This is a genomic window from Sediminicoccus sp. BL-A-41-H5 (assembly GCF_050632405.1).
Lineage (GTDB): Bacteria > Pseudomonadota > Alphaproteobacteria > Acetobacterales > Acetobacteraceae > Roseococcus.
In genome coordinates this window covers 200,853-225,317 of sequence record NZ_CP192601.1, presented here as the reverse complement: position 1 = coordinate 225,317, position 24,465 = coordinate 200,853, and the positions used below count along the sequence as shown (strand labels likewise).

Sequence of the window (24,465 nt, the reverse complement as noted above, 5' to 3'; positions counted from 1 at the left end):
GCTTCGCCATGCAGCCTTGGGCCGCTGGCCGGGCAGCGTCAACCGCTGGCGCGGGCCCAGACGGCGGCGGCGGCGGCCGCACCGTCGCGCATCACCTCCGCCATGTCGCAGCGCGTGGGGCGGCCGTCCTCGACCAGCACTTCGCCCGCCACGATGACGTGGCTGACATCACGCCCCTGCCCCGTATGCACCAGAGTGCCCAGCGGGTCGTTGTGCGGCACGAGGTGCGGACGGGCGAGGTTGATGATCGTCAGGTCCGCGAGACAGCCCGGCGCCACGCGGCCGAGTTCATGGCCGAGACCCATCGCGTCGGCGCCCGCCTGGGTGGCCGCGTGCAGCATGTGCTCGGGCTGCCAGGAATCCTCGACGCGTCCGGTCTGGATGCGGCCCATGCAGAGGCCCCAGCGCATCGCCTCCACCATGTCGCCATGGCGGTTGTCGGTGGAGAGCGTGATGCGGGCGCCAGCCTCGGCCAGCGCACGGGTCGGCGCATGGCGGCCGCTCGCCGCGTTGTTCTTCGGGATGTGGGCGACATGCACGCGGGCCGCACCCAGCGCCCTGATATCGCCCTCGGTCACGTGGATGCAGTGCGCCGCCACCAGCCGGTCATGCAGCATGCCAAGGCGGGCCAGCAGTTCGACCGGCGTGCAGCCCTCGCGCTCGGCAATGCGCTTCAGCTCGGCCGGGCTCTGGCAGAGATGCGTCTGCAGGCCGAGATCGTGCCGTGCCGCCAGGTCGCGCAGCTGCTCCAGATAGGGCGTGGAGCAGGTGTCCGGCGCGTGGGGGGCGAGCTGGATGCCCATGCGGGGCTGGCCGTGGAAGCGGGCGATCATCTCCTCCGCCTCCTCCATCATCGCCGCGCCGATGGCGTCCTTGTGCTCCCAGCGTCCCTCCAGCACGGCGTCGAAATCCACGTCATGCAGCCGGTTGCAGCCCCAGACGCGCAGGCCGAGATCGGCGATGGCGGGCATCGAATGGCGCGCATGCACATAGACATCGTTGATGAGCGTGCAGCCGCCCAGCAGCGCCTCCAGTGCGCCGAGGCGGGCGAGGGCCACCGTCTCCTCCGGTGTGAGCATCTGCGCCTGGGGCACGCCCTTCGTATAGGAGGGCGCGAAGCCCATATCCTCCGCCGTGCCGCGCACCATCACCAGCGCGCTGTGCAGATGCGTGTTGACCAGCCCAGGCACCGCGAGATGGCCCGCGAGGTTGAGATGGCGGTCCGCCGTCATGCCGGGCGCGGGGGCCACGAAGCGGCCATCGGTGATGGCGATGCGCGCCCCGGTCACGGGGGCCTCGAAGGCGGAGGGGATGAGGGTCACGCCCTCGATCAACAGGTCACAATGCGGCACGCGTCCCCCCCCCGGCTCCGGCGGCCAGACAAGCGCGGGCGGGCGCATGCGTCCAGCCATGGCCCGTGACACCAGGGCCCTTGTCGCGGGCGCGCATCGGCGCGAGCATGCGCGAAGCAACACGAGGAAGAGCCGCGATGCCACGAACGCCTGCCCCTTTCTGGCGAGGCCTTGCCGGTGGCGCGCTCGCCCTGCTCGCGGCCTGCGCCGATCCCACGCCGGCCGCCGTGACCAGCGCGCCGCCCGCCGCCGTGCTGGAGGAGGATGTGAGTGCCGCGCTGCGCCGCATGGCGAACACGCTGACCAGCGCGCCGGCCTTCACGCTGAACTTCACCACGCTGCGCGAGGTGCCGGCCGGCGCCGGCCAGTCCATCCTGCTGAGCGGCAGCGGCGCCGTCGTGGCCGCCCGGCCGGACCGGCTCTATGCGGCGGTGGGCAGCGACGCCGGCAGCTTCAGCCTCTGGTATGACGGGCGCAACTTCACGGCGCTCAACACCTTCCAGAACGTCTATGCCGTGACCCCACTCTCGGGCGACATCGAGACGGCGCTGAAGGCGGTCGAGGCGCGGCTGGGCGTCACGCTGCCCATCCTGCCGCTGCTGGCGAACGACCCCTTTGCGATGCTGACGCCGGCCGGCACCACGGGGCGCCACATCGGCCGCTCCATCATCCGCGACGTGCTGGTGGACCATTACGCGCTGAACGGGCCCTCCGGCCATTGGGAGATCTGGCTCGAGGCCGCGCCGAGCGCCCTGCCGCTGCGCGTCTCCTTCGTCGAGCCGGGGCCTGAGCGGCTGCGGACCATCCTGGACTTCCAGTCCTGGAACCTGCGGCCGCGCCTGCCGGCCAACACCTTCGCCTTCACGCCGCCGCGCGACGCCGCGCGGGCCGATTTCCTCCCGCGCGGGGAAGCCCTGAACCGGAGCCGCACGCCATGAACCGCCCCCTCCTGGCCCTTGCCCTGCTGGGCCTGGGCCTCAGCGCCGAGGCGCAAGCCTGGACCAGCGGCAGCGGCCCGCGCGGCGGCGGCTACGCGGCCGGGCCGCGCGGCGCGGTGGCCGAAGGGCCGCGCGGCGGCGTGGCGGCGACGGGGCCGCGCGGCAATGCGGCGGTGCGCGGGCCACAGGGCAATGCGGCGGCCGTGGACCGCTACGGCAACACCGCCGTGCGCGGGCCGTCGGGCAATGTCACGGTGAACAACAACAATGTGAACGTGGTCCGGCCCGGCTATCCGGCGCGGCCGGTCTATCCCGTGGCGCGCCCGCCGGTGGCCGTGGTGGCGCCGGTGCCGGTCTATCCCGGCTACTCGGCCGGCGCGGTCGCGGCCGGGGTTGCCGTGGGCGCGGTGGCGGGTGCGGCCGTCGCCTCGGCCGCGGCGCGGCCGCCCGCCCCCGTGCCGGGCCCGGGCCCGACGCCGCTGCCCATCGGGGCGGAATATAGCAGCCTGCCCTCGGGCTGCGTCTCGCAGCCGGGTTCGCGCGGCGGCTCGGTCTTCCGCTGCGGCAATGCCTGGCTGCAGCCCTATATGGACGGCACGAACGTGGTCTACGTCGTGGTATCGGGGCCCTGAAACGTGACCCGCTGCGGCGGGATCACGCTTCAGGTGTTTCTGGGAGGATGACTCACGGCCTCGGCGTGCCACCTCCGCGGATCATGTTCCACCGGGAGGATGATTCACCGCTCCGGTGTGCCACCTCCGCGGATCATGCTCCGGATCAGCCCCGCACCACGCTCCAGCTCTCGCGCCCGTTGAGCAGCGCGGGGTCGAAGCCGGCGAGGCGCTTGTAGTTCGCCGCCGTGTCCACCAGCTCCTGGTGGCTGATCACCGCATGCAGGTCGGTGAAGCCGCCGGGCGCGCGGCGATGCACCTCCTCCAGGATGAGGTCGGGGCCGAGGGCGCGGTTGGCCAGCGTCAGCTTCGCGGTCGGCGGCAGGCGCGCCGCCTCGTAGCGCGCGAGCCCCTCGGCGATGTCGCCCGCCTGCGCCAGGTGCAGCGCGAGCTGCCGCGCATCGAGGATCGCCTGCGAGGCGCCGTTGGAGCCGATCGGGTACATCGGGTGCGCCGCATCGCCCAGCAGCGTGACGCGGCCCTCGGTCCAGCGCTCCAGCGGATCGCGGTCCACCATCGGGTATTCCAGCACCTGCTCCGCGCCACGGATCAGGCCAGGCACGTCGAGCCAGCCCCAGTTCCAGCTTTCGTAATGCGGCAGGAAGGCGTTGCGGTCGGCGCCGCGATTCCAGTCCTCGCGGTTGAAGCCCTTCGCCGGGTCCACCTTCATCTCGGCGATCCAGTTGGTCAGCATCATACCGTCCGGCAGCTGGCGGATCGGGTAGACGACGAATTTCTGGTCGTGATGCCCAGCCTGCACCATCGTCGCCCCCGTCAGGAACGGGGGGGCCACCGTCGTCGCGCGCCAGAGGATGGCGCCCTGCCAGGAGGGCGCGCCCTCGCCCGGCGCGAAATGGCGGCGGATGGCGGAATGGATGCCATCCGCGCCGATCAGGGCCGCGCCCTTGGCTTCCGCGCCATTCTCGAAGCGCACAGTCACACCATCGGCATCCTGCGCGAAGCTGGCCACGCGGTGGCCGGTGTGCAGCGGAATGCCGCGCAGGCGGCATTCCTCCACCAGCAGCATCTGCAGCAACCCCCGATGGATGCTGTATTGCGGCCAGCGATAGCCGGCGGCGAGGCCGCGATCCTCACGCCAGATCTCCTGGCCATGCGCGCTGACATAGCGCAGTTCCCGCGTCGCGATTCCCGTGGCGGCGAGCTTCTCGGCAAGGCCTAGTTCGGTCAGCTCGCGCACCGCATGCGGCAGCACGTTGATGCCGACGCCGAGCGGCTTGTATTCCGCCACCGCCTCGAAGACGCGCGGCGCGAAGCCCGCCGCCTGGAGCGAGAGCGCGGTGACAAGGCCGCCGATGCCGCCGCCCGCGACGAGGATCTCAGCCATGCACGGCTCCATGCAGCCATTCGCCCCACATGAGGCAGGCGGCGTCCTCGCCGCGCCGCGTGACGATCTGCGCGCCGAGCGGCAGGCCCTTGGGCCCCTTGCCGACGGGCACGGTCACGGCCGGCGTGTGCAGCAGCGTCCAGAGCGTGTTGAACATGGGGTCGCCCGTGTAGTCCGTGCCGGCCGGCGCCTCATCCGGGGCGGAGGGGGTCAGCACCGCGTCATAGCCCGCAATCGCGTCGTTGAAGGCGAGTTGCGCGGCGGCGAAGGCGGCGCGGCCCTCGGCCAGCTTCGCGCGTGGCTCGGCCAGCGCCCATTCCATCTTCTCGCGCAGGATGGGGCTGAGCTGGGCGCGGGCGTGGTCGATTTCCCAGCCCAGCGCCTCGGCGGATTCCATGTTCATCACATGCGGGTGCAGCGCGACCGCATCGGTGAAGGGCGCGCCGAGTTCGATGAGCGTGACGGTGGCGCCTGCCTTGCGCGCGGCCTCGCTCACGAACGCCATCAGGCCGGCCGTCTCGGGCGTGCCGGCCTGGCCGGGGGCGAGCACCAAGGCGAGCTTCGGCGCCCGGCCGGGCTTCGTCAGGCTGTGGTCGAAGCCGGTCATCGCCGTCATGCCCAGCGCCACATCAGCGACGCTGGAACCCATCAGGCCGATGGTGTCGAGGCTCTCGCTCATCACCTTCATGCCGGCGCGGTGGAAGGCGCCGTAGCTCGGCTTGAAGCCGACCGCGCCGCAATAGGCGGCCGGGCGCACGATGGAGCCGGCAGTCTGCGTCCCGAAGGCGAGGTGCAGCACGCCCGCCCCCACGCCGGCCGCCGAGCCGGAGGAGGAACCGCCCGGCGTGTGGCCGGGGTTGTGCGGGTTGGTGGTGGGGCCCGGGAAGCGCGTGGCGAACTCGGTGGTGACGGTCTTGCCCGCGATGATGGCGCCGGCGCGGCGGGCCAGCGCCACGCAGGCGGCGTCGCTGCGCGGCCGGTGCCCGCCCCAGATGGGCGAGCCGTATTGCGAGGGCTGGTCGGCCGTGTCCAGCACATCCTTCACGCCGAGGAAGAGGCCGGCCAGCGGCAGCTTGGTGCCGCCCTTGACCGCCGCGTCCACCCGCGCCGCCTGCCGCATCACCAGCGCGGGTTCGTGGTGGGTGAAGGCCCGCAACACGGGCTCGCGCGCGGCGATCCGGGCCAGCATGGCCTCGGCGAGGTCGGTGGCGGAAAGGCTGCCGGCGGCGATGCGCTGGGCGGCCTGGGCGGCGGAGAGGGATGCAGGATCGGTCATGGGGCGGGAGGCTAGGGCGGAAGCTGCGTTGCTGGGAAGGGTGCGGCCAGGCCCCCCGGACGCCGCGCGGCCGCGGCCAGCATCTCGACAAAGGCGCTCACCTTGGTCGGGCGGAAGCGGGTGGCGGGAAAGACGGCGTGGATGCCTCCGTCCGGCAGGCTCCATTCGGGAAGCACAGCGTGCAGACGCCCGCTGGCCAAGTCATCGCCCAGGATGAAATCGGGCAGGACGGAAAGGCCGCCTCCCGCCAACAGGGCCTCGCGCACGGCCAGGGTGGCATCGATCGAGATGGCGGCGCGCAGTTGCACCGTGCGGCGCTCCTCACCGCGCGTGAATTCCCAGCGGTCTGGCTCGCGGAGGGCCAGGTTCGCCACGAAGGGGAGCGCGGGCAAAGCCTGCGGTCCCGGGAGAGCGGCGGTGGCCTCGCGCCAGGCGCCGCCCGCCACCAGAACCTGCCGGAAGCCGCCGATCCGCCGCGTCTGCAAGGCGGAATCGACCAGCCAGCCGACGCGGATGCCGAGGTCGAAGCCCTCCGCCGTCAGGTCCAGCGTGCGATCGGTCAAGTTCAGGACCACGGCGCAGGCCGGGTAGCGCTGGCTGAAGGCCGTGATGACCGGGACGATGACCGCGGTGCCGAGGTCGAAGGGCGCCGTGATGCGCAGGGTGCCGGTGGGCTCGGCGGCGCCTTGCGCCAATTCGTCGAAGGCACGCTCGGCCTCGCCCAGGATCACGGCGCAGCGGGCATGCAGCAGGCGCCCCGCCTCGGAGGGCTGCACCCGGCGCGTCGTGCGCAGGAGCAGGGCGCTGCCGGTCGCCTCCTCGAGCCGCGCGATCTGCTGGCTGACCACGGCCTTGGTCACGCCCAGGCGCGCGGCGGCGGCGGTGAAGGAACCGGCTTCCACCACGGCTGCGAAATAAGCGAGGCGATTGAGGTTGATCGGCGCGCGCATGGCCGGGGTCTCCATCGGCATTGTTCGACTTGAACATACACAGTGTCGTGATCGTTTGTCTTTTCCTGACACGGCGCCCCGGCGATGATCCGCGGCGCTGGAGACCCACCCATGCCCCGCCTGCTCTTTCTTTTCGATCCCCTGTGCGGCTGGTGCTACGGCGCCGCCCCCGCCCTGGCCGCCCCTGCCCTGGCCGCCCTGCGCGGTCCCGGCCTGGAGCTGCTGCCGACCGGCCTCTTCGCCGGCCCCGGCGCCAGGCGGATGGATGCCGCCTTCACCGCCCATGCCTGGAGCCATGACCAGCGCATCGCCCAACAGACCGGCCAGGCCTTCACGGACGCCTATCGCCGCACTTCCCTCGCCATCGGCGCCGCCTTCGATTCCGGCGCGGCCAATGCCGCCCTGACCGCTGTGCATCTCGCCGCACCCGAGCGCGAGGCGGAAGCGCTGCACGCCATCCAGCAGGCCCGCTTCATCGACGGACGCGACATCACGGCGCCGCACATCCTGGCCGGCCTGCTGACGGAACTCGGCCTGCCGGAGGCCGCGCGGCGCCTTGCCACGGATGATCCCGAACTGGCCGCCGCCACCCTGGCCCGCACCCGCCGCGGTGCGGCCTGGATGCGCCGCCTGGGCGCCCAGGGCGTGCCGAGCCTTGCCCTTCTGGAGGGCGAAAACGCTCGGCTGCTGCCCAGCCGCCTGCTCTTTGGCCCGCCCACCGATCTTCTCGCCACCCTCGAAACCACCTGACCCCAGGACTGCAACGGAGCTCCCGCATGATCACCCGCCGAAACGCCCTCACCGCCCTCCCCCTGGCCATGGCCGCCCCCCTGGCGCATGCGGCCGAGCCGCTGCGCTGGCAGGCCTTCCCGGCCGGCCCCAATGGCTTCTTCCGCGCGCCCGTCCTGCTCACGGGCCCGAGCGAGGCCATCCTGGTGGATGGCGGCTTCACCCTCTCGGATGGGCGCGCCGTGGCCGCGGCCATCCAGGCCAGTGGGAAGCGCCTCACCACCATCCTCGTGACCCAGAGTGACCCGGACTACTATTTCGGCCTTGGCCCGGTCCGCGCCGCCTTCCCCTCGGCCCGGATCATCGCCGCGCCCGAGACGGTCGCCGCCATTCGCGCGAGCGCGCAGAAGAAGCTGGAGACCTGGGGCCCGCAACTGCGGGAGAACGGCCCGCAAAGCATGGCCGAAGTCGTCATCCCCGAGGCCTCGGCCGAGACGCATCTGCGCCTGGATGGCGAGGCCATCGAGATCATCCCCGCCCAGGGCCTGGCCAATCGGCGCCATGTCTGGGTGCCCTCGCTGCGCGCGATCATGGGCGGCGTGCTGGTCTTCTCCGGCCTGCATGTCTGGACGGCCGATACGCCAAGCCCCGCCGAGCGTGCCGCCTGGGTCGCCAACCTCACGGCGATGGCTGCCCGCAACCCCGGCGTCGTCGTGCCCGGCCACATGGCGCCGGGCGCCGTGATGGATGCCAGCGCGCTGCTCTTCACGCGCGACTACCTGCTCGCCTTCGAGGAGGAAATGGCCCGGTCGGCAGACAGCGCGGCGCTGATTGCCGCCATGCGCGCCCGCTATCCGGCGGCAGGTCTGGGCATCGCGCTCGAGATCGGCGCCAAGGTCGCCAAGGGGGAAATGCGCTGGGGCTGAAGCCTCATCGCGCCTCCGCCACCCCCTGCGCGATGAGCTCGACCAGCGCGCGCGCCAGGCAGTCGTTCAGCCGGTCCGTCGCGGCGCCCCGATCGGCACGGGCGGTGCGCTCGAGGTCGAGCGCGCCGGTATCCACCCAGTGCTGCATCAGGTCGTAGCGGCGAAAGAGCGGCGCGCCGGCCGCGGCGGCCACCAGGCGCAGCTTGTCACGATACGGGTCGATATTCGCATTCGCCCGCAGGAAGCGGGAATATTGCTGGTCGAGGATGATGATGTCCGCGCCCCGCCGGCGGATGCGCTCCAGGCCCAGGCGCATCGCCTCGCCCATGTCGTCGGGGTCGAGGCCGCGCACCGCCTCCACCGTGCCGGCCTGCCAGAGCACGAGCGCGGGCGTCTCGGCGGCCAGGCTCTCGCGCAGCAGGGCCTGGTGGTCATGCACCGTCACGCCGCGCCCGCCGCGCAGCGCGATCTCGACCGAGCGGCCCGGGAAGCGCGCGGCGAGCAGCGCCTGAAGGCGCGCGGGCCAGGCGGCGTCGGGGCCCGAGGCGCCGGGGCCGGTGATGGAGCCCGAGCCCAGGACCAGCACGCGCAGGCTGCCCTGCTGCAGCGCGCGGGCGGTGGCGGGCAGCGGGCGGGCCGCGCTGACCACCTCCGGCGGGATGTCGCAGGTCGCGGCCGGCGCCGGGGCGGGGGCGGCGATGGCGGCCGCCAGGGCGAGAGCGGCAAGGGCTGGAAAGGGCATGGTCAGGCGGTCCCGGTGAGCGGCTGGGGGGCGGGGGTGGGCGCTGGCTTGGGGCGCACCGTCTCGCGCGCCCAATCGGCGATGACGGCGACGATGACGAGCGCAGTAAAGCAGAGAAGATTGACGGTGAGTTGCATGCCCCAGCCATCATCCTGCTCCAGCAGGAGCCGCGCGGCAAAGGAGAGCAGGATGCCGAAGCAGAAGACCGGCAGGCTGTGCCGGCCCATGGCGGCGAAGGGCCAGATCCAGCGCGATCGGAGAAAGCGCCAGTCGCGCGGCACATAGGCGGCGACGAGGTAGGTCAGCGCCAGCATGGAGAGCAGCCGCGTGGGGTGCAGCGAGACCTTGTCGATGCCCACCAGGAAATCCGAGAACCAGAGCGGCATGTCCTCCATCGTCTCGGGCAGGTGCTCGGAGACGATCATGCCGAGCACGCCGAGCCCGAGCACGAGCAAGGCCATGGCCGCGATCCAGGGGCTCTTCGGCGGCAGCGGGATGGAGGGCGCGCCGCGCGCCGCCTGGCCGAGCAGGAAGCCGCAGACGAAGAGCACCTGCCAGGCGAGCGGGTTGAAGAACCAGCCGCCCTCCTGCCAGCGCGGCAGGTTGAACCCCGCCGCCCGCACGCCGAGCCAGAGGGCGACCGAAAGCGTGAGCAGCGCCCAGGGATGGCCGCGCAGCAGCAGGCCCGGGATGAACAGCGCCAGCAGCACGATGTAGAGCGGCAGGATGTCGAGGAAATGCGGCTGGAAGCGCAGCAGCAGCGCCTCCAGCAGGGTGCGGTAGGGCTGCTCGGCGAAGGGGTCGAGCGCCAGCTCGTCGAGGTAGGTGGCGCGGTCCAGCGTGGCCGCGGAAAAGCCCACCTGCGCGGTGAAGACGACCAGCAAGAAGATGTGCGCGACATAGAGCTTGCCGATGCGGCGGACGAGGCTGGCCGCGGCCGGCGCCCAGCCCTGGCGGTCGGCCTGGCCGGCATAGGCGAAGGCGCCGGCATAGCCGGCCAGCAGCACGAAGGCCTCGGTGGCGTCCGCGAAGGCGAAGTTCTTGAGCGTGAAGCCGCCCACCCAATTGCCCGGCGTGTGGTTGATCACGATCATCCAGAGCGCCAGGCCCCGGCAGATGTCGGCGCGCATGTCACGCCCAGGACGCGGAAGGGTCGCGGGGTTGCTGGTTTGCGTAGCCATCGTCGCCATCACCCCCTATATGGCGTTTATGCTGCGGCGCGTCCCCCCTTTCCTGCTGCTCAGCCTCCTGCTCGCCCCCGGGGCCGGTATGGCCGCGCCCGGCTGCCCCTCCGTGACCGAGCGCCTGGCCCCGCTGCTCGGCGTCCAGGCCGAACTGGACGCGGGCGAGCCGCTGACCATTGTGGCGCTGGGCTCCTCCTCCACCGAGGGGGCGGGCGCCTCCACGCCCGAGGCCGCCTATCCGAACCGGCTGGAGGCGTTGCTGCGCCGCAAGCTGCCGGGCGTGGAACTGAACGTGGTCAATGCCGGCAAGTCGGGCGAGACGAGCCAGGAGATGCTGGCGCGGCTCGAGGCCGATGTGCTGGCGCATGACCCGGACCTCGTCATCTGGCAGGCCGGCGGCAATGAGGTTCTGCTCGGCCGCGACCCGGCCGCCTTCCTCGACCTCATGCGCCAGGGGTTGCGCCGGCTGCGGGCGGCGGGCGTCGAGGTCGTGCTGATGGACAACCAGCAGGCGCCGCGCATCCTGGGCGCGCCCGCCCATGCCCGCTTCGAGGCCGCCATGCGGGCGCTGGCCGAGGAGGAGCGCGTGCCCCTCTTCGCCCGCTCGCGCCTCATGCGGCGCTGGCATGAGGCGGGGCTGCCCCAGGGCGAGGTGATCGCGCCCGACGGGCTGCACCACAATGACCGCGGCTATGCCTGCCTCGCCGAGGCGCTGGCCGCCGCCCTGCTCCGCTCCGCCGGGCAGCGCGAGGCGCAGCTCGCCGCCAACTGATCGCACCCGCGTGACCGTCACCACCACCGCCCTGCCCTCCGGCGCGTTGCGGCATGAGATCGGCGTCGCCGCCTCGGCCCTGCCCGCCGTGCGCCCCTCGGCGCTCGAATCCGCCTGGGAGGCGGCGCGCGCCTCGGCCGAGGCGGGGCTCTGGGGACCTGCGCGGCTGATCGCCTTCGAGGATGGCGTGGAGATCGCGCTGACCGACACGGATGCCGCCTGCTGGGCCGAGGCGATGGCGCGGCGGGACGGGCTCGATTCCCTGGCCGGCCTCGCGCTCTGCCTCAGGCTTCTCGCGCTGGTGGAGGTGCTGGGCCGGGCCAAATGGCTGCGCGGCCTGTTCGCCATCACGGCCGAGGGCGCTGAATTCCACCCGGCACTCCTCGCCGCCGCCGCCCGCGCGCCCCTTGATGCGACGGGGCGTTTCGAGGATGGCCCATTGCGTGCGATGCTCGGACGGAGCATTTCGCATGCTTCCGCCTGACGCCCCCTTCCGAGGAAAGACTTCCCCCATGTTGCGCGCCGCCGTGCTGCTCTGCCTCCTTCCCCTCGCCGCCTGCGGCCCCTCCGGCACCTTCCCGGGGAATTTCTCCGCCCCCACCCTCTCCCCGCCCCGGCCGGGCGATCCGCGCACCAATGAGGCGGTGGCCCAGGCCTGCCGCGCCCAGGTGGCGCAGCAGCTCCAGCGCCAGGATCGCGGCATGCTGCTGCGCGAGGATGAGAGCAATTCGCGCCTCGGCGCGGGCTTTGGCGGCCAGCCCTCGACCAACCAGACCGATGTGCTGGCGCGGCAATACCTCTTCGAGCGGCGCATCAACGAGTGCATCCGCCTGAACACGCAGACCGACCCCTCGGTGCAGCCGGCGCCCGCTGCGCAGCCCGCGGCCACCCCCGCCGCCACGCCGCCGCGCCGGGGCACGCGGACGAGCTCCTGAGCTGGGCCCTTTCGGCGCGCTCGGGCGCGCCCTGTCCCACCGCGATGCCCGGATCTTCTTCTCGGCCAGCCTGACCGCCTGGACGGGGCTCTGGATGCACCGCATCGCGGTGATGTGGCTGGCCTGGGAGCTCACGCGCTCCTCCTTCTGGGTCGGCATGGTCGCCTTCTGCGACCTAGCCCCCGCCGTCGTCTTCAGCCCGATCGCCGGTGCCGTGGCCGACCGGATGGACAGGGTGAAGCTGACCATGATCGCGCAGGGCGCGATCGGCGCGCAGGCGCTGGGGATTGCGATCCTCACCTGGACGGGCGTGATCTCCATCGGCTCGCTGCTCGTGTTCGAGGTGATCGGCGGCATCGCGGCCAGCTTCGCGCAGCCGGCGCGCCAGGCGCTGATGCCGGGCCTCGTGCCGCGCTCCGACCTGCCGGCGGCCGTCGCCTGCAATTCGCTGACATTCAATGTCGCCCGCTTCCTGGGGCCCGCCATCGCGGGGCCCATGGTGGCCCTCTGGGGCGTGGTGCCGGCCATCCTCTGCAACGTGATGGCCTATGTGGTCGCGACCGCCAGCCTGCCGCTGATGCGGGTGGACCCGGCGCATATCCGGGGCCATGCGCCCGAGGCCTCGCTGCTGGCGGAAACCGTGGAGGGCGTGCGCTATGCGGCCAACCACCCGGGCATCGGGCCCATCCTGCTCTTTGCCGGCATCAGCGCCATCCTGCTGCGCGGCATCCAGGAGGTGCTGCCGCCCTATGTGGAGCGCCTCTTCGACCAGGGGGCGGCCGGGCTCGCGCTGCTGACGGCGGCGATCGGAATCGGCGCGCTGGTGGCCGGGCTCTGGGTCGCCTCGCGCGGGCGGCTGGCCGGGACGACGCGCATCGCGGTGCTGGCCATCGGCGTGCAGGCGCTCTGTGCGATGGGCTTCGTGGCGACGGGCTGGTTCCCGCTGGCGGTGCTCTGCGGCGCGCTCTACGGCGCCTGCGCCTCGATGCACGGGATCTCGGTGCAGACGCTGGCGCAATCGGCGGCGCTGACGAAAATGCGCGGGCGGACGCTGGCGCTCTGGGGCTTGATCACCCGCGCCTGCCCGGCCCTGGGCGCTCTGGTTCTGGGCACGGCGGGCGAGGCCTTCGGCATGCGGTGGCCGACGCTGATCGCGGCCGGTGCCGCGCTGCTGGTGACGGCCTGGGGCGTGACACGCATGCGCGGCTGGGCCAGACATCTGGAAAATCCCACATAGGACAGGTTCGTATGCTGAACACCGCGATCATCGGCATGGGCAATTGGGGCCGCACGCTGGTCAATTCCGTGCAGGGCAAGAATGGGGCGGGACTCCGCTTCGTTGCCGGCACGACGGGCACGCTGGACAAGGCGCGCGACTACGCGGCCGAAAAGGGCATCCGCCTGCACGCGACCTATGAGGAGGTCCTGGCCGACCGCGAGGTGCAGGCCGTGGCGCTGGCCAGCCCGCATGGCATCCATGCCGAGCAGGTGATCGCCGCCGCCGCGGCCGGCAAGCATGTCTTCGTGGAAAAGCCCTTCACGCTGAGCAAGGCCAGCGCCGAGGCCGCCGTAGAAGCCTGCCGGAAGGCCGGCGTGGTGCTGGCCCTCGGCCATAACCGCCGCTTCCTGCCGGCGGTGGCCGAGATGAAGAAGCTGCTGGCCGACGGCGCGCTCGGCACGCTGCTGCATGTGGAGGGCCAGTTCAGCGGCCCGGGCGCCTTCGCCTACAAGGAGGGGATGTGGCGCGCGGACCGGGCCGAGAGCCCGCTTGGCGGCATGGGCGGCATGGGCATCCACATGGTGGACATGATCATCAACCTGGCCGGCCGCTTCCGCGATGTGCGCGTGCTGAGCCATGCCAAGGTCAGCACCACCATCGACGACACGACGGCGATGATGGCGACCCTGGAGAACGGCGCGACCGTGACCTTCGCGACGCTGGCGCTGGCGCCGCGCTACTGGCGCGTGGCGCTCTTCGGCACGGATGGGCTGGTGGAGCAGCGCGGGCATGAGCAGCTCTTCTTCCGCGCCCGCGACGGCCAGGAATGGACGCGCGACTTCCCGGTGACCGACATCGAGCATGCCGAGCTGGAAGCCTTCGCGGCGGCCGTGGCCGGCGGGCCCGCCTATCCGCTGCCGCTAGATGAGGCGGTGCATGGCGTCTCGGTCTTCGAGACGATGATCTTCGCCGCCGCCTCGGGCAGCGCCTACGCGGTCGCCTGACGCGGCCTTACCGGCGCGCGCGGGGCGTGGGCTCCGGCGCGTCGCAATCCGCGCCGGCGAGGGTGAGCGTCACGCTGCTGGAATGCGGCCCCTCCTGGCTCTCGGGCGGGGCGAGGACAAGCTGCACGCCCTGCCCGGCCGGCGCCGGCATCACCTGGAACACCGCCTCCACCCCGCAGGCGCGCAGGCCCTGGCGCGCGGCCTGGGCGCGGCTGGCGGCGAGCGCCTCCACCGCCTGGGCCATCGCGTCGTTCAGCGTCAGGGTGGCGGTCGGCGGCGCCGGCATCAGCACCGGCGCGGTGCAGGCCGGAAGGGCGAGGGCCGCGAGAAGGGCGGTCGCGAGTATGGGGCCGGTCTTGCGTCGCATGCGGCGTCCTCCGAGTGAGTGCGGGAGACTGCGCCCGCCATCGCCGCGCTGCAATGAGGGATTGCGCGCCCCGCCGCCTTCCCCGGCACCTCCCCCTGCGTTAAGTTTCGCGGCCTTTCGCAACACCAGGAGCAACGCCCGAGATGAGCAAGATCACCCGCACCGGCAGCAACCAGATCCTCAGCAGCGCGGTCGAGTACCACAACTTCGTGTATCTGGCCGGGATCACGGCTGATGACCTGAGCCAGGACGTCACGGGCCAGACCCGCCAGGTCGTCGCCAAGATCAACGCCCTGCTGGAGGCGAATGGCACGGATACGACGCGCCTGCTGCAGGCGCAGATCTGGCTGAAGGACATCCGTGACCGCGACGCGATGAACAAGGTCTGGGTGGAGTGGCTGGGCGATGCCGGCCGCCCGGCCCGCGCCTGCGTTCAGGCCAATATGGCCGATCCGCGCCACCTCGTGGAAATCATGATCACCGCCTGCAAGTAATTCCGGCGGGCAGGCATTCACTGCCCGTCAATACTTCGAGAAGCGCGCCAGCCTGGTCAGGCCGGCGCGCTTTTTCGTGTCTGGGGGGCTCGCACGTGATTGCGGCCCGGCGCGGCGATGCTGCGGCGCGCCGATCATGATTTCCAGGAAAGCTGTGGCATTTCGGCCGCAACACTGTGGCAAAAACCTTCGCTCAGGGGATTTGCAGGAAGATCATCCTGATTTTCGCGCCGCCATGGGGGGGCTGTGGACAAATCACGCCGGGTTACGCCGTGTGTCGCAATTCCGGGTTGCCCGGCCCGCCCATGCCCGATACCCGAAACACAGCGAAACATTCCAACCGCCCAGGAGGGGTTCTGCATGCGTCTGAAGCTCGCGACCATGACCATGTGCCTGCTGCTGGGCGCGGCGCCCTTCGCGCCCCAGGCTTCCGCCTCGCGCGGGGATGCACGGTCGGATGTGCGGACTTCCGCTTCGCAGCCCCGCACCGCCGCGGCCCAGGCCAACCGCCAGGCCCGCCCGCGCCAGAGCAGCGCCGGTGGCTATGGCGGCGGCCTGACCTGCGTGCCCTATGCGCGCTCGGTCACCGGCATGGACATCTCGGGCAATGGCCGCGACTGGTGGCACAATGCGGCCGGCCGCTATGCCCGGGGCCAGCGCCCGCAGGTCGGCTCCGTGCTCGCCTGGCCGGGTTCGGGGGGCATGAGTTCCGGCCATGTCGCCGTCGTCTCGCGCGTGCTCAATGCGCGCCTCATCGAGATTGATCACGCCAATTGGGGCGGTCCGGGCATCCGTCGCGGCACCGTCATGCGCAATGTGCAGGTGATGGACGTCTCGTCCGACAATTCCTGGACCCGCGTGCGCGTGCAGGTGGGCTGGAGCAACGAGAATTTCGGCCGCGAATATCCGACCTACGGCTTCATTCACAACCGCCCGGCCAATGTCGCCCTGGCCGATGCCGCCGATGACATGATCCGCCCCGTCTCCTACACGCGCCGGTCCACCGCGCCGCGCCCCCGCGCGGCCAACACGCAGCAGCGCGTGGCGAGCCGCCCCACCCGGCCCACCCGCGTCGCCCAGGCTCGTCCGGCCCGCTGACCTGGGCCGCCGATTGGGGCATGCTGGACCTCTCAGGAGGGTCCCATGTTCGTCGCCGCCAATCGCTTCCGTGTCATCCCCGAGCAGGCCGCCGCCTTCGAGCAGGTCTGGCTGAACCGCGAGAGCCGGCTGCATGAGCTTCCGGGCTTCGTCAGCTTCCAGCTGCTGCGCGGGCCACAGGCGGAGGACCACATCCTCTACACCTCCTCCACGCTCTGGGCCTCGCGCGCGGATTTCGAGGCCTGGACGCGCTCCGAGCAGTTCCGCCACGCCCATTCGGGGGCCGGCAGCAGCCGGGGGATGACGCTGGGGCCGCCGAGCTTTGAAGGTTTCGATGTGCTGCAACACATCAAGAACGAACCATAATATGCTGCATTTAAAGCAAATCTATAAAATCACTTCGCGGCCTTGACCGTCCCGCCGGCCCGGGGCCGCCCAAACCCGGGGGGAAGATGCAGCACGATCTGACGCAGACCATCGCCGGCTTCGACTTCCTCGATTTTGGCGCCTCCAAGGGCGGGTCGCTGGCATGGGCGGCCTCCGCCTTCGGGGGGCGCGGCATCGGCGTGGACATCGCCCCCGCCAAGATCGCCCGCCTCGCCGAGGCCGGCCATGCCGGCTTCGTCGCCGACGCCACCGCGCTCGACCTGCCCGATGGCAGCTTCCGCTAAGCCACCATGATGAACTTCCTCGAGCACCTGCCCGACCGGGCGACCGGCGAGCGCATCATCGCCTCGGCGCTGCGCGTCTCGCGCGACTTCGCCTTCCTCCTCGGCCCGAATTTCGACGAGGCGGAGAACCTGCACCGCCTGGGGCTCAAGAAGTTCTTCGCGGACTGGACCGGCCACACTTGGCACCACACGACGCGGGAGCTGTCGGAGATCCTCTCGGGGCTGGGGCATCCCTTCAAGCTGATCGAGTTCGGCGAGATCCGGGACAGCGCCCACCCCAATCTGCTGTCCCTCGCCGCCCGGCGGAACCGCAGCGCCCATGACCCCGCGCTGGACCCACCCAAGCCTGCGGTGAAGATCCGACGTGGCGTCTATGGATGGGTGGCGGCCGTCATCTGGAAAAATCCGGCGGTGGATGTGGCGGACATCCTGCTCAAGGCCGCCGGCTGCCGCGTTGTGCCGCAGCCGGCGCGCGGCTGAGCCTCAGGCCCGGGCCGCCATTTCCATCGAGCGGTCCCAGAGATTGGGGACCACCGTGTTGGTGTAGCCCGAGACGAAGCGCTTCTTCTCGCTCGTCGCCGGGTCGAAGGTGTGGCGCTCGATCGCGCCGATATTGCCGCCATAGACATGGATGGAGATGGAGGGGCGGTCAGGGATGGCGTTCTCCACCCAATGCACATCCTCTTCGCCGGAACCCACGCCCACCACCTGGCCGGGGCTGAGGTGGTCCACCTGGCCCTCGCGCATCGGCGCGCCCGGCTCAGGGTGCATGGTCACGCTGACCTCCGCGCCGCGCAGCATGCCGACCAGGCCCCAGACCTTGTGGTTGTGGACCGGCGTGCGCTGGCCGATGCCCCAGACGAAGCTGACCACCGAGAAGCGCTCCAGCGGGTCGCAATGCAGCAGGTATTGGCGGTAGGTGGGGCCGGGCTCGGCCAGCGCCTCGGGCAGCCAGTCATCGGTCGCGATGAGCTCGGCCAGCAGGGCCTGTCCCTCGGACAGCCAGCGTTCCTCGGAGGGGTTCTGGTCGGCGAGGCGCGTCATCGCCTGGATGAACCGGCGCAGGCGGGAAATATCGCTCATCAATCCTCTCCGAGGGCACGCTTGGCGACGGCGGCGAGGTAGCTGGAGGCCACAGGCAGCACGTCATCGTTGAAGTCATAGGCCGGGTGGTGCAGTTCGCGCCCGCCATCGGCCGGCCCATTGCCGATCCAGACAAAGGCGCCGGGCACCTCGCTGAGGAACCAGGAGAAGTCCTCGCCGGTCATCGCGGGCGGCAGATCCCGCCGCGCAGTGGTCACGCTGGCGGCGGCGGCGGCGGCCGTCTCGCGCTCGGCCGGGTGGTTGGCCGTGACCGGCACGCCACGGCGGAACTCGACCGAGGCGGTGAGGCCGAAGGCGGCGGCGATGCCGTGCGCGATCTCGCGCATGCGGGCCTCGATCAGCTCGCCCACCGCGTCATCCAGCCAGCGGGCGGTGCCGAAGAGGCGCGCGCGGCTGCCGATCTGGTTCCCGGCGGAACCGGCCTCGGCGATGGTGACGGAAACCACCGCCGATTCCAGCGGGTCCACCCCGCGCGCCACGATGGATTGCAGCGCCACGATGGCGTGGCCCGCGCCCAGCATGGGGTCGCGCGTCATGTGCGGCAGGGCGGCGTGGCCGGCATGGCCCTGGAAGATGATCTCGAAGCGGGCGCCGGCCGCCATCACCGCCTTCTCATGGATGGCGATGTGCCCGGCCTCGAGCCCCGGCCAATTGTGCCAGCCGAAGATGCGGTCCATCGGGAAACGCTGGAACAGCCCGTCCGCGATCATCTGCCGGGCGCCGCCGCCGCCCTCCTCGGCCGGCTGGAAGACGAGGCGCACCGTGCCGGACCAGCTTGGGTCCTCCAGCAGGAGTGCGGCGGCCCCCAGCAGGGCGGTGGTGTGGCCGTCATGGCCGCAGGCATGCATGACCCCGGGCTTTCGGCTGCGATGGGGCAGCGTCTCATCCAGCTCCTGGATGGGCAGCGCGTCCATGTCGGCGCGCAGGCCCACGCTGCGGTTGCCGCCGGCCCCCGTGGCCGCGCGGCGCAGCGTCGCCACCACGCCATGGCCGCCGATGCCGGTCTCGATCTCGGAGACGCCCAGTTCCTTCAGCTTCTCGACCACGAAGGCGGCGGTCTCGCCCTCGTCGAGGGTCAGGCCGGGGTTGGCGTGAAGGTGGCGGCGCCAGAGGGTGAGACGGGACTGGAGATCAGGGTTCATCCCACCAATCTAGCCAGAAAGCGGCGCGGGGCGGAACCTTGCCGCTGTCACGTTTTTTGAGGCAATTCTTCGCTGATGACGGTTGATCTCGTTTGCAAAGGTTGTATCTTTAAACCCTTACCACCTTGTGGTTGCAGCACGCTGAGCAACGAGGCAGATTCCCATGAAATTCGCTGATATCGGTCAACAGCTCCGCGCCTATCGTATGGAATCCGGCATGCGGGCGGAGGAGATCGCCGCCCGCCTCGGTGTCTCCCGCGCCGCGCTCTATCGCTATGAGAAGGGCGAAGTCATCAAGCTTGAGACGATCCGCCGTCTCGCTGAACTTCTCAAAGTTTCGCCGCTCTCGCTGCTCGGCATCGGCATCGAGTATTTCGCCCGCCCCGCCGCCTTCCAGGAGCGGCTGCGCGGCCTGGAGGAGCAGGCGGATCAGGTGCTGCTGGCCGGTGGCGCCTTCTGCTGGCAGATCACGGGCGAGGCGCTGGAAGGCGCCCTGGCCGAGGCCTGGACCCAGGCCGTGCCCGCCGGGCCCGACCGCACCGTCGCCATCTCCCTCATCGAGCAGGCGCTGGGCGCGCTGACCGCCCGCAAGCGCCTCTACATCCAGAAGCGCCCCTCGGTGATCGCCGTGCTGAGCGAATCGGCCATCGTCACCTTCCTGAACGAGGGCGTGGCCGGCGGCCTCACCATCCCCGAGGCCTCACGCTCCCGCGCGCGGGAGGCGGCGGCCATTGAGTGCGAGGCCATGGCCGTGATCATGGAGACGGTGCCGATCGGGCTGCAGCTCGGCCTTGCCACCGGCATCCAGCCCTCCGCCCCCTTCATGGTGCTGCGCGGGCGGGAGCGCGCGCATGTCGTCACCTCCCCCATCCCGGCCGATGCGCCGCCGAGTGCCGTCGCCGGCGTCGCCGGCATCACGGCGGCGGAGGAGGCCGTCTCGGTGCATCAGCGCGTGGCCGAGGCGATGTGGCGGGATTGCCGCAAGGGCGCCGAGGCCGCGGCCCGCCTGCGGCAGCTGGTGCGCGAGGCGCGCGGCTGAACCGCTTGAGCGCGGCCGCGGGGAGGGCCTAGGCTCCATTCCATGCGAGCGGATGGTCCGCCCGCATCCGGAACGAAACCTGACATGCGCCTGATCCCCCTCGCTCTTCTCGCGCCGTTGGCGCTGGCCGGCTGCGCCGCGGAAGGGCCCGCGCCGAATGCCGCGACCCCCAGCCCGGTCCCCGCCCCCGTGCAGCCCAACAGCCGCATCACCTTCCCGACCGAGGCGCAGATCGCGGCCGGCCAACCCATCCGCATCCGCCCCGCGGCCAATTTCGGCGAATATGGCGTGATCCAGTCCCTGCCGGGCGCGCAATCCTGCGGCGTGCTGCAGCAGGGCCGCGTGGCGCGCTCGCTGCCCGTCTCCTCGCCCTCCGGCCCCGTCACGCCCGCCTTCAACATCGGCGGCCGCTGCCCGCGGACGGATGACAATCGCGGCCTGTCCTTCGTGCAGATCACCGAAGCATGGAACCTGCCCAACGGGTATTACCTGCGCGGGCCGACGGATGAGTGCATGCTGCCCCATGTCGGCTCCAACGCGGTCTGCGTCCCGCGGACGCCGCGTCCGGGCTGAGCCTTGGAGCATGATTCGTTGAGGCGGAATCGCCGAAGCTGAATCATCCTCTCAGCAAAAAGCTAGGCCGTGCGAAGCGAACGCATGTGAACGCAGCCTGGTCTAGCCCTGGGCCAGCGGGTGGTGTTCCTCGACCACCGCCCGCAGCCGCTCCTCCAGGACGCGGGTGTAGATCTGCGTGGTCGCGATGTCGGCATGGCCGAGCAGCGTCTGCAGCGCGCGCAGGTCGGCCCCGCGGGCCAGGAGGTGGGTCGCGAAGCTGTGCCGCAACACATGCGGGCTGACCTTGGCCGGGTCGAGCCCGCCGGCGATGGCGGCCTGCTTCAGCAGCAGCCCCACCCCCTGGCGCGTCAGGTGCCCATTGGCCCCGCGTGAGGGCAGCAGCCATTTCCGCGCCGAAAGCCGCCCCTTGCCGCGCGGCACCAGGCCGGCCTGTGCGGCCATCGCCGCCTCCCGCGCGCGGCGGGAGATGGGAACCAGGCGCTCCTTCCTTCCCTTGCCCATGACGGTGACGAGCGGCTCCTCCTCGCGCATCAGGCCGGCGGGCAGCGTCACCAGCTCGGTCACGCGCAGGCCGGAGGCGTAGAGCAGCTCGATCGCGGCCGTCGCCACGGGGGCCTGGGCGGGGGGAAGCTTCGAAGCCCCCTCGATGAGCTGCCGCACCTCGGCCTCGCTCAGCGCCTTGGGCAGCGGTGCCGGGGCCTTGGGTGCGTCCAGCAGCTCGGTCGGGTCATCGGGGCGCAGGCCCTCGCGCGCCAGGAAGCGGTAGAATTGCCGCAGCGAGGAGAGGCGGCGCGCCTGGGTGCGCGCCGAATAGATGGACTGGGCGCCCAGCCAGCCGCGCAGATCCTCAGGCGTGGCCCGGACCGGGTCCCCCTCCAGGTGGGAGAGGGCGCTCTCCAGATCGGCGCGATAGGCCTCGATGGTGTTGCGGGCCGCGCCGCGCTCCGCCGCCATCATCTCCAGGAAGGCTTCGAGATGGCGATTCACGCCGCCTCAGCGCACCTGGAAACGGTCATTGGGCAGCACGCGCTCAACCGGGGCGGTGGTGACGGCGGGCGGAAAGGCGCCGAGCGCCAGCAGGCCCAGCGCGCCGGCGCAAAGCAGCAGGAGGAACAGGGTCAGCACCGGGCGGCGGAACATGAGAAGTGGGGCATCCCCTCGCAGGATTCAGGGATTGTGCTAGCCTTGCGCCCAGTGTCACGCAACCTCGCCCAGCCCGATTCCCAGGACGTCGCCCCCTTGCGCAGCATCGTGCTGGTCGGCATGCCGGGAGCCGGGAAATCCTCCATCGGCCGCCGCCTCGCCGCGCGGCTCGGGCTGCCCTTCCGCGACGCCGATACCGAGATCGAGCAGGCGGCCGGCATCCCCATCTCCGAGATCTTCGCCCGCTATGGCGAGGCGCATTTCCGCGAGGGCGAGCGGCGCGTCATCTCGCGCCTGCTGAATTCGGGCGAGCCCATCGTGCTGGCCACCGGCGGCGGCGCCTATGTGGACCCGCGCTCACGCGCCGCCATCCGCGAGGCGGGCGCGACCGCGCTCTGGCTCAAATGCCGCCTTTCCACCCTCATGCGCCGCGTGGCGGGGCGTGACCACCGGCCCATGTTCGTGGGCCAGGACCCGCGCGAGGTGCTGGAGCGGCTGATGGCCGCCCGCCACCCCGCCTATGCCGAGGCCGATGTGACCCTGCTCTGCACCGATGAAGCGCCCGAAGTGACCACCCGCCGCGTGGCCGAGGCGCTGGCCGCCCATCGCCCGCCCGAGCGCCTGCATGTGGGCCTCTCGCGCAACGGCTATGACATCGTGATCGGCGAGGGCGTACTGAAGCGCGCCGGCGCCGAGATGGCGCAGCGCCTCGAAGGCCGGCGGGCCGTCATCGTCAGCGACCAGTCGGTGGCGCCGCTGCACCTGCCCACGCTGCGGGAATCGCTGGCTGATGCGGGCTTCACGGTCGCGGGCGAATTCCTCGTCCCCCCCGGCGAAGCCAGCAAGTGCTTCACGCAGTTCGAGCGGCTGGTGGATGGCATCCTCTCGGCCAAGGCGGATCGCCGCCTCGCGGTGATCGCACTCGGCGGCGGCGTGGTGGGCGATCTGGCCGGCTTCGCGGCGGCGGCCGTGCTGCGCGGCCTGCCCTTCGTGCAATGCCCGACCACCCTGCTGGCCCAGGTGGACAGCTCGGTCGGCGGCAAGACCGGCATCAACACCAGCCACGGCAAGAACCTGGTGGGCGCCTTCCACCAGCCCAGGCTGGTGCTGGCCGATACGGCGACGCTGCGCACCCTGCCGGAGCGTGAATTGCGCGCGGGCTGGGCCGAGGTCGCCAAGCACGGGCTGCTGCAGGGCCCGCTCTGGGAGTGGTGCGAGAGCGAGGGGCCGCGCGCCATGCAGGGCGACGCCGACGCGCTGGCCCATGCCGTGCTGGAGAGCTGCAAGCTGAAATCCGCCGTCGTCGTGGATGACGAGTTCGAGATGAAGCCGGAGGGCGGCCGCGCGCTGCTCAACCTCGGCCACACCTTCGGCCACGCGCTGGAGGCGGAGTGCGGCTATGGTGGCGAATTGCTGCATGGCGAGGCGGTGGCCATCGGATTGGGCCTGGCCACCGAGCTCTCGGCCCGCCTCGGCCTCTGCTCGCAGGAAATGCCCGGCCGCGTGCGCGAGCACCTGCGCGAGGTGGGGCTGCCCAACCGGATCGCTTCCCTGCCCCGCCGCTTCAGCGTGGAGCGCCTGATCGCGCGCATGCGGGCCGACAAGAAGGCGCGCGACGGCGCCATGCGCTTCGTGCTGCTGCGCGCCCCGGGCGATGTGTTCACCGAGAGCGGCGTGACCGAGGCGATGGTCCGCGCGCTCCTCACCGAGGAAGGCTGCGAGCCATGAGCGAATACAATCTCCAGGTCCTGCTGAAGCGCCGCCCGGTGGGCGAGCCGGTGGAGAGTGATTTCGAGGTCGTCGAGGGGCCCATGCCGCTGCCGGGCCACAACCAGGTGCTGGTGCGCAACCGCTTCCTCAGCCTCGACCCCTATATGCGCGGCCGCATGAGCGACGCGAAGAGCTACGCGAAGCCGGTCGAGCTCGGCGCGGTGATGGAAGGGGCCACGGTGGGCGAGGTCATCGCCTCCAACGACCCCGCCTTCGCGCCGGGCGATGCGGTGATGGGCGGCCAGGGCTGGCAGCGCTTCTGCGCGATGGATGGTGCCAAGCTGCGCCGCGTGGATGTGAACGAGGTGCCGCTCTCGGCCAATCTCGGCGTGCTTGGCATGCCGGGGCTGACGGCCTGGGTCGGCCTCGAAGATATCGGCGAGCCCAAGCCGGGCGAGACGGTGGTGATCAGCGCGGCCTCGGGCGCGGTGGGCCAGGTGGCGGGGCAGATCGCCCGCGCCCGCGGCGCGCGCGTCATCGGCATCGCGGGCGGGGCCGCGAAATGCGCCTTCGTGAAGAACGAACTCGGCTTCGATGACTGCCTGGACCACCGCGGCGACCTGAACGCGCAGCTCGACGCCGCCTGCCCGGATGGCATCGACGTCTATTGGGAGAATGTGGGCGGCCATGTGCAGGCCGCCGTCTTCCCGCGCCTGCGTGATTTCGCGCGCATGGTGATGTGCGGGATGATCGCCCAATACAACATCGCCCCCGGGGCGGATGCCGCCGGCGCGCCGCCCGGCCCGAACCTCGGACCCGTGGTGCGCAAGCGGCTGCGAATCCAGGGCTTCATCGTCAGCGACCATGGCTGGCAGCGCTATCCGCAGTTCCGCGCGGTGATGCTGGGGCTGATCCGCGGCGGCCAGCTCCATTGGCGCGAGGACATCGTGACCGGGCTGGAGGCCGCGCCGCGCGCCTTCATCGGCCTGCTCAAGGGCGAGAATTTCGGCAAGCTCGTCATCAAGGTGGAATGACTTCGCGGCTTCTTGCAATGCTGCCATGCATGAAGCACACAGAC

The 24,465-nt window shown here is 71.4% G+C and carries 29 protein-coding genes; 18 read left to right on the top strand and 11 right to left on the bottom strand.

What is annotated here, in order from left to right:
- Positions 1–38: 38 nt before the first annotated feature.
- The gene (locus ACQ860_RS01105) at positions 39–1,322 is read right to left on the bottom strand and encodes an amidohydrolase family protein (protein ID WP_431301564.1); all 1,284 of its coding nucleotides are present in this window, start codon (positions 1,320–1,322) and stop codon (positions 39–41) included.
- A gap of 167 nt (positions 1,323–1,489) precedes the next feature.
- Between ACQ860_RS01105 and ACQ860_RS01100 the strand changes: the two genes are divergently transcribed.
- Both ACQ860_RS01100 and ACQ860_RS01095 read left to right on the top strand, forming a co-directional pair.
- Entirely contained in the window at positions 1,490–2,290 is an 801-nt protein-coding gene (locus ACQ860_RS01100) for a DUF2092 domain-containing protein (protein ID WP_431301563.1), read from the top strand.
- Positions 2,287–2,922 (top strand): hypothetical protein, encoded by a 636-nt coding sequence (locus tag ACQ860_RS01095; protein WP_431301562.1) that lies wholly within the window; start codon positions 2,287–2,289, stop codon positions 2,920–2,922. The genes ACQ860_RS01100 and ACQ860_RS01095 overlap by 4 nt, the downstream gene beginning before the upstream one ends.
- A gap of 145 nt (positions 2,923–3,067) precedes the next feature.
- Here the strand turns inward: ACQ860_RS01095 and ACQ860_RS01090 are convergent, their stop codons facing one another.
- From ACQ860_RS01090 to ACQ860_RS01080, 3 genes are read right to left on the bottom strand one after another with little or no spacing between them, the layout of a single operon-like run.
- On the bottom strand, positions 3,068–4,306 hold the full coding sequence (locus ACQ860_RS01090; RefSeq protein WP_431301561.1) for a flavin-dependent oxidoreductase: 1,239 nt from the start codon (positions 4,304–4,306) through the stop codon (positions 3,068–3,070).
- On the bottom strand, positions 4,299–5,582 hold the full coding sequence (locus tag ACQ860_RS01085) for an amidase (protein ID WP_431301560.1): 1,284 nt from the start codon (positions 5,580–5,582) through the stop codon (positions 4,299–4,301). Before ACQ860_RS01085 ends, ACQ860_RS01090 begins: the two co-directional genes overlap by 8 nt.
- Before the next feature lie 11 nt (positions 5,583–5,593).
- Positions 5,594–6,532, bottom strand: a complete 939-nt coding sequence (locus ACQ860_RS01080; RefSeq protein ID WP_431301559.1) for a LysR substrate-binding domain-containing protein — start codon at positions 6,530–6,532, stop codon at positions 5,594–5,596.
- A gap of 111 nt (positions 6,533–6,643) precedes the next feature.
- On the opposite strand from ACQ860_RS01080, the gene ACQ860_RS01075 reads away from it, so the two are divergent.
- Both ACQ860_RS01075 and ACQ860_RS01070 read left to right on the top strand, forming a co-directional pair.
- Positions 6,644–7,282, top strand: a complete 639-nt coding sequence (locus ACQ860_RS01075) for a DsbA family protein (RefSeq protein ID WP_431301558.1) — start codon at positions 6,644–6,646, stop codon at positions 7,280–7,282.
- A gap of 26 nt (positions 7,283–7,308) precedes the next feature.
- Complete coding sequence (locus ACQ860_RS01070) at positions 7,309–8,187, top strand: MBL fold metallo-hydrolase (RefSeq protein WP_431301557.1); 879 nt, start codon at positions 7,309–7,311, stop codon at positions 8,185–8,187.
- Between the two features lie 4 nt (positions 8,188–8,191).
- Here the strand turns inward: ACQ860_RS01070 and ACQ860_RS01065 are convergent, their stop codons facing one another.
- Together ACQ860_RS01065 and ACQ860_RS01060 are read right to left on the bottom strand one after the other, a co-directional pair.
- Positions 8,192–8,929 carry an SGNH/GDSL hydrolase family protein gene (locus ACQ860_RS01065; protein WP_431301556.1) on the bottom strand — a complete coding sequence of 246 codons (738 nt, stop codon included), beginning with the start codon at positions 8,927–8,929 and terminating at the stop codon, positions 8,192–8,194.
- Positions 8,930–8,931: 2 nt separating this feature from the next.
- Positions 8,932–10,059, bottom strand: coding sequence for an OpgC family protein (locus ACQ860_RS01060; protein ID WP_431301555.1), 1,128 nt, complete (start codon positions 10,057–10,059; stop codon positions 8,932–8,934).
- 79 nt (positions 10,060–10,138) lie between these two features.
- On the opposite strand from ACQ860_RS01060, the gene ACQ860_RS01055 reads away from it, so the two are divergent.
- From ACQ860_RS01055 to ACQ860_RS01035, 5 genes are read left to right on the top strand one after another with little or no spacing between them, the layout of a single operon-like run.
- The gene (locus ACQ860_RS01055) at positions 10,139–10,885 is read left to right on the top strand and encodes an SGNH/GDSL hydrolase family protein (RefSeq protein ID WP_431301554.1); all 747 of its coding nucleotides are present in this window, start codon (positions 10,139–10,141) and stop codon (positions 10,883–10,885) included.
- A 10-nt stretch (positions 10,886–10,895) separates the two neighbouring features.
- Complete coding sequence (locus ACQ860_RS01050) at positions 10,896–11,369, top strand: hypothetical protein (protein WP_431301553.1); 474 nt, start codon at positions 10,896–10,898, stop codon at positions 11,367–11,369.
- A gap of 28 nt (positions 11,370–11,397) precedes the next feature.
- Positions 11,398–11,820, top strand: a complete 423-nt coding sequence (locus tag ACQ860_RS01045; RefSeq protein WP_431301552.1) for a hypothetical protein — start codon at positions 11,398–11,400, stop codon at positions 11,818–11,820.
- Positions 11,756–13,057, top strand: coding sequence for an MFS transporter (locus ACQ860_RS01040; RefSeq protein ID WP_431305713.1), 1,302 nt, complete (start codon positions 11,756–11,758; stop codon positions 13,055–13,057). Before ACQ860_RS01045 ends, ACQ860_RS01040 begins: the two co-directional genes overlap by 65 nt.
- A gap of 11 nt (positions 13,058–13,068) precedes the next feature.
- Positions 13,069–14,043 (top strand): Gfo/Idh/MocA family protein, encoded by a 975-nt coding sequence (locus ACQ860_RS01035; RefSeq protein WP_431301551.1) that lies wholly within the window; start codon positions 13,069–13,071, stop codon positions 14,041–14,043.
- 7 nt (positions 14,044–14,050) lie between these two features.
- Here the strand turns inward: ACQ860_RS01035 and ACQ860_RS01030 are convergent, their stop codons facing one another.
- Positions 14,051–14,410, bottom strand: coding sequence for a hypothetical protein (locus tag ACQ860_RS01030; protein ID WP_431301550.1), 360 nt, complete (start codon positions 14,408–14,410; stop codon positions 14,051–14,053).
- Positions 14,411–14,553: 143 nt separating this feature from the next.
- Between ACQ860_RS01030 and ACQ860_RS01025 the strand changes: the two genes are divergently transcribed.
- The 5 genes from ACQ860_RS01025 (at position 14,554) to ACQ860_RS01005 (ending at position 17,153) form a co-directional block, all read left to right on the top strand.
- The gene (locus tag ACQ860_RS01025; RefSeq protein ID WP_431301549.1) at positions 14,554–14,904 is read left to right on the top strand and encodes a RidA family protein; all 351 of its coding nucleotides are present in this window, start codon (positions 14,554–14,556) and stop codon (positions 14,902–14,904) included.
- A gap of 360 nt (positions 14,905–15,264) precedes the next feature.
- A complete protein-coding gene (locus ACQ860_RS01020; protein WP_431301548.1) occupies positions 15,265–16,002 on the top strand; it encodes a CHAP domain-containing protein in 738 nt (245 codons plus the stop codon).
- A 45-nt stretch (positions 16,003–16,047) separates the two neighbouring features.
- Positions 16,048–16,368, top strand: coding sequence for an antibiotic biosynthesis monooxygenase family protein (locus ACQ860_RS01015; RefSeq protein WP_431301547.1), 321 nt, complete (start codon positions 16,048–16,050; stop codon positions 16,366–16,368).
- Between the two features lie 86 nt (positions 16,369–16,454).
- Positions 16,455–16,673, top strand: coding sequence for a class I SAM-dependent methyltransferase (locus ACQ860_RS01010; protein ID WP_431301546.1), 219 nt, complete (start codon positions 16,455–16,457; stop codon positions 16,671–16,673).
- A 9-nt stretch (positions 16,674–16,682) separates the two neighbouring features.
- Positions 16,683–17,153: a hypothetical protein gene (locus ACQ860_RS01005; protein ID WP_431301545.1), complete on the top strand. Its 471-nt coding sequence runs from the start codon at positions 16,683–16,685 to the stop codon at positions 17,151–17,153.
- 3 nt (positions 17,154–17,156) lie between these two features.
- On the opposite strand, the gene ACQ860_RS01000 is transcribed toward ACQ860_RS01005, so the two are convergent.
- A complete protein-coding gene (locus ACQ860_RS01000) occupies positions 17,157–17,756 on the bottom strand; it encodes a cysteine dioxygenase (RefSeq protein ID WP_431301544.1) in 600 nt (199 codons plus the stop codon).
- Positions 17,756–18,919 carry an amidohydrolase gene (locus ACQ860_RS00995; protein WP_431301543.1) on the bottom strand — a complete coding sequence of 388 codons (1,164 nt, stop codon included), beginning with the start codon at positions 18,917–18,919 and terminating at the stop codon, positions 17,756–17,758. Before ACQ860_RS00995 ends, ACQ860_RS01000 begins: the two co-directional genes overlap by 1 nt.
- A 163-nt stretch (positions 18,920–19,082) precedes the next feature.
- On the opposite strand from ACQ860_RS00995, the gene ACQ860_RS00990 reads away from it, so the two are divergent.
- Together ACQ860_RS00990 and ACQ860_RS00985 are read left to right on the top strand one after the other, a co-directional pair.
- Complete coding sequence (locus ACQ860_RS00990) at positions 19,083–19,958, top strand: helix-turn-helix domain-containing protein (RefSeq protein WP_431301542.1); 876 nt, start codon at positions 19,083–19,085, stop codon at positions 19,956–19,958.
- An 84-nt stretch (positions 19,959–20,042) separates the two neighbouring features.
- Positions 20,043–20,531: a hypothetical protein gene (locus ACQ860_RS00985; RefSeq protein WP_431301541.1), complete on the top strand. Its 489-nt coding sequence runs from the start codon at positions 20,043–20,045 to the stop codon at positions 20,529–20,531.
- Positions 20,532–20,633: 102 nt separating this feature from the next.
- Here ACQ860_RS00985 and ACQ860_RS00980 read toward each other — a convergent pair whose 3' ends face one another.
- Positions 20,634–21,521 (bottom strand): tyrosine recombinase, encoded by an 888-nt coding sequence (locus ACQ860_RS00980; protein WP_431301540.1) that lies wholly within the window; start codon positions 21,519–21,521, stop codon positions 20,634–20,636.
- A 6-nt stretch (positions 21,522–21,527) separates the two neighbouring features.
- Positions 21,528–21,674 (bottom strand): hypothetical protein, encoded by a 147-nt coding sequence (locus ACQ860_RS00975; RefSeq protein ID WP_213615244.1) that lies wholly within the window; start codon positions 21,672–21,674, stop codon positions 21,528–21,530.
- Positions 21,675–21,710: 36 nt separating this feature from the next.
- On the opposite strand from ACQ860_RS00975, the gene aroB reads away from it, so the two are divergent.
- Both aroB and ACQ860_RS00965 read left to right on the top strand, forming a co-directional pair.
- Positions 21,711–23,405, top strand: a complete 1,695-nt coding sequence (gene aroB / locus ACQ860_RS00970) for a 3-dehydroquinate synthase (RefSeq protein WP_431301539.1) — start codon at positions 21,711–21,713, stop codon at positions 23,403–23,405.
- On the top strand, positions 23,402–24,421 hold the full coding sequence (locus ACQ860_RS00965) for an NADP-dependent oxidoreductase (RefSeq protein WP_431301538.1): 1,020 nt from the start codon (positions 23,402–23,404) through the stop codon (positions 24,419–24,421). Before aroB ends, ACQ860_RS00965 begins: the two co-directional genes overlap by 4 nt.
- Positions 24,422–24,465: the final 44 nt, after the last annotated feature.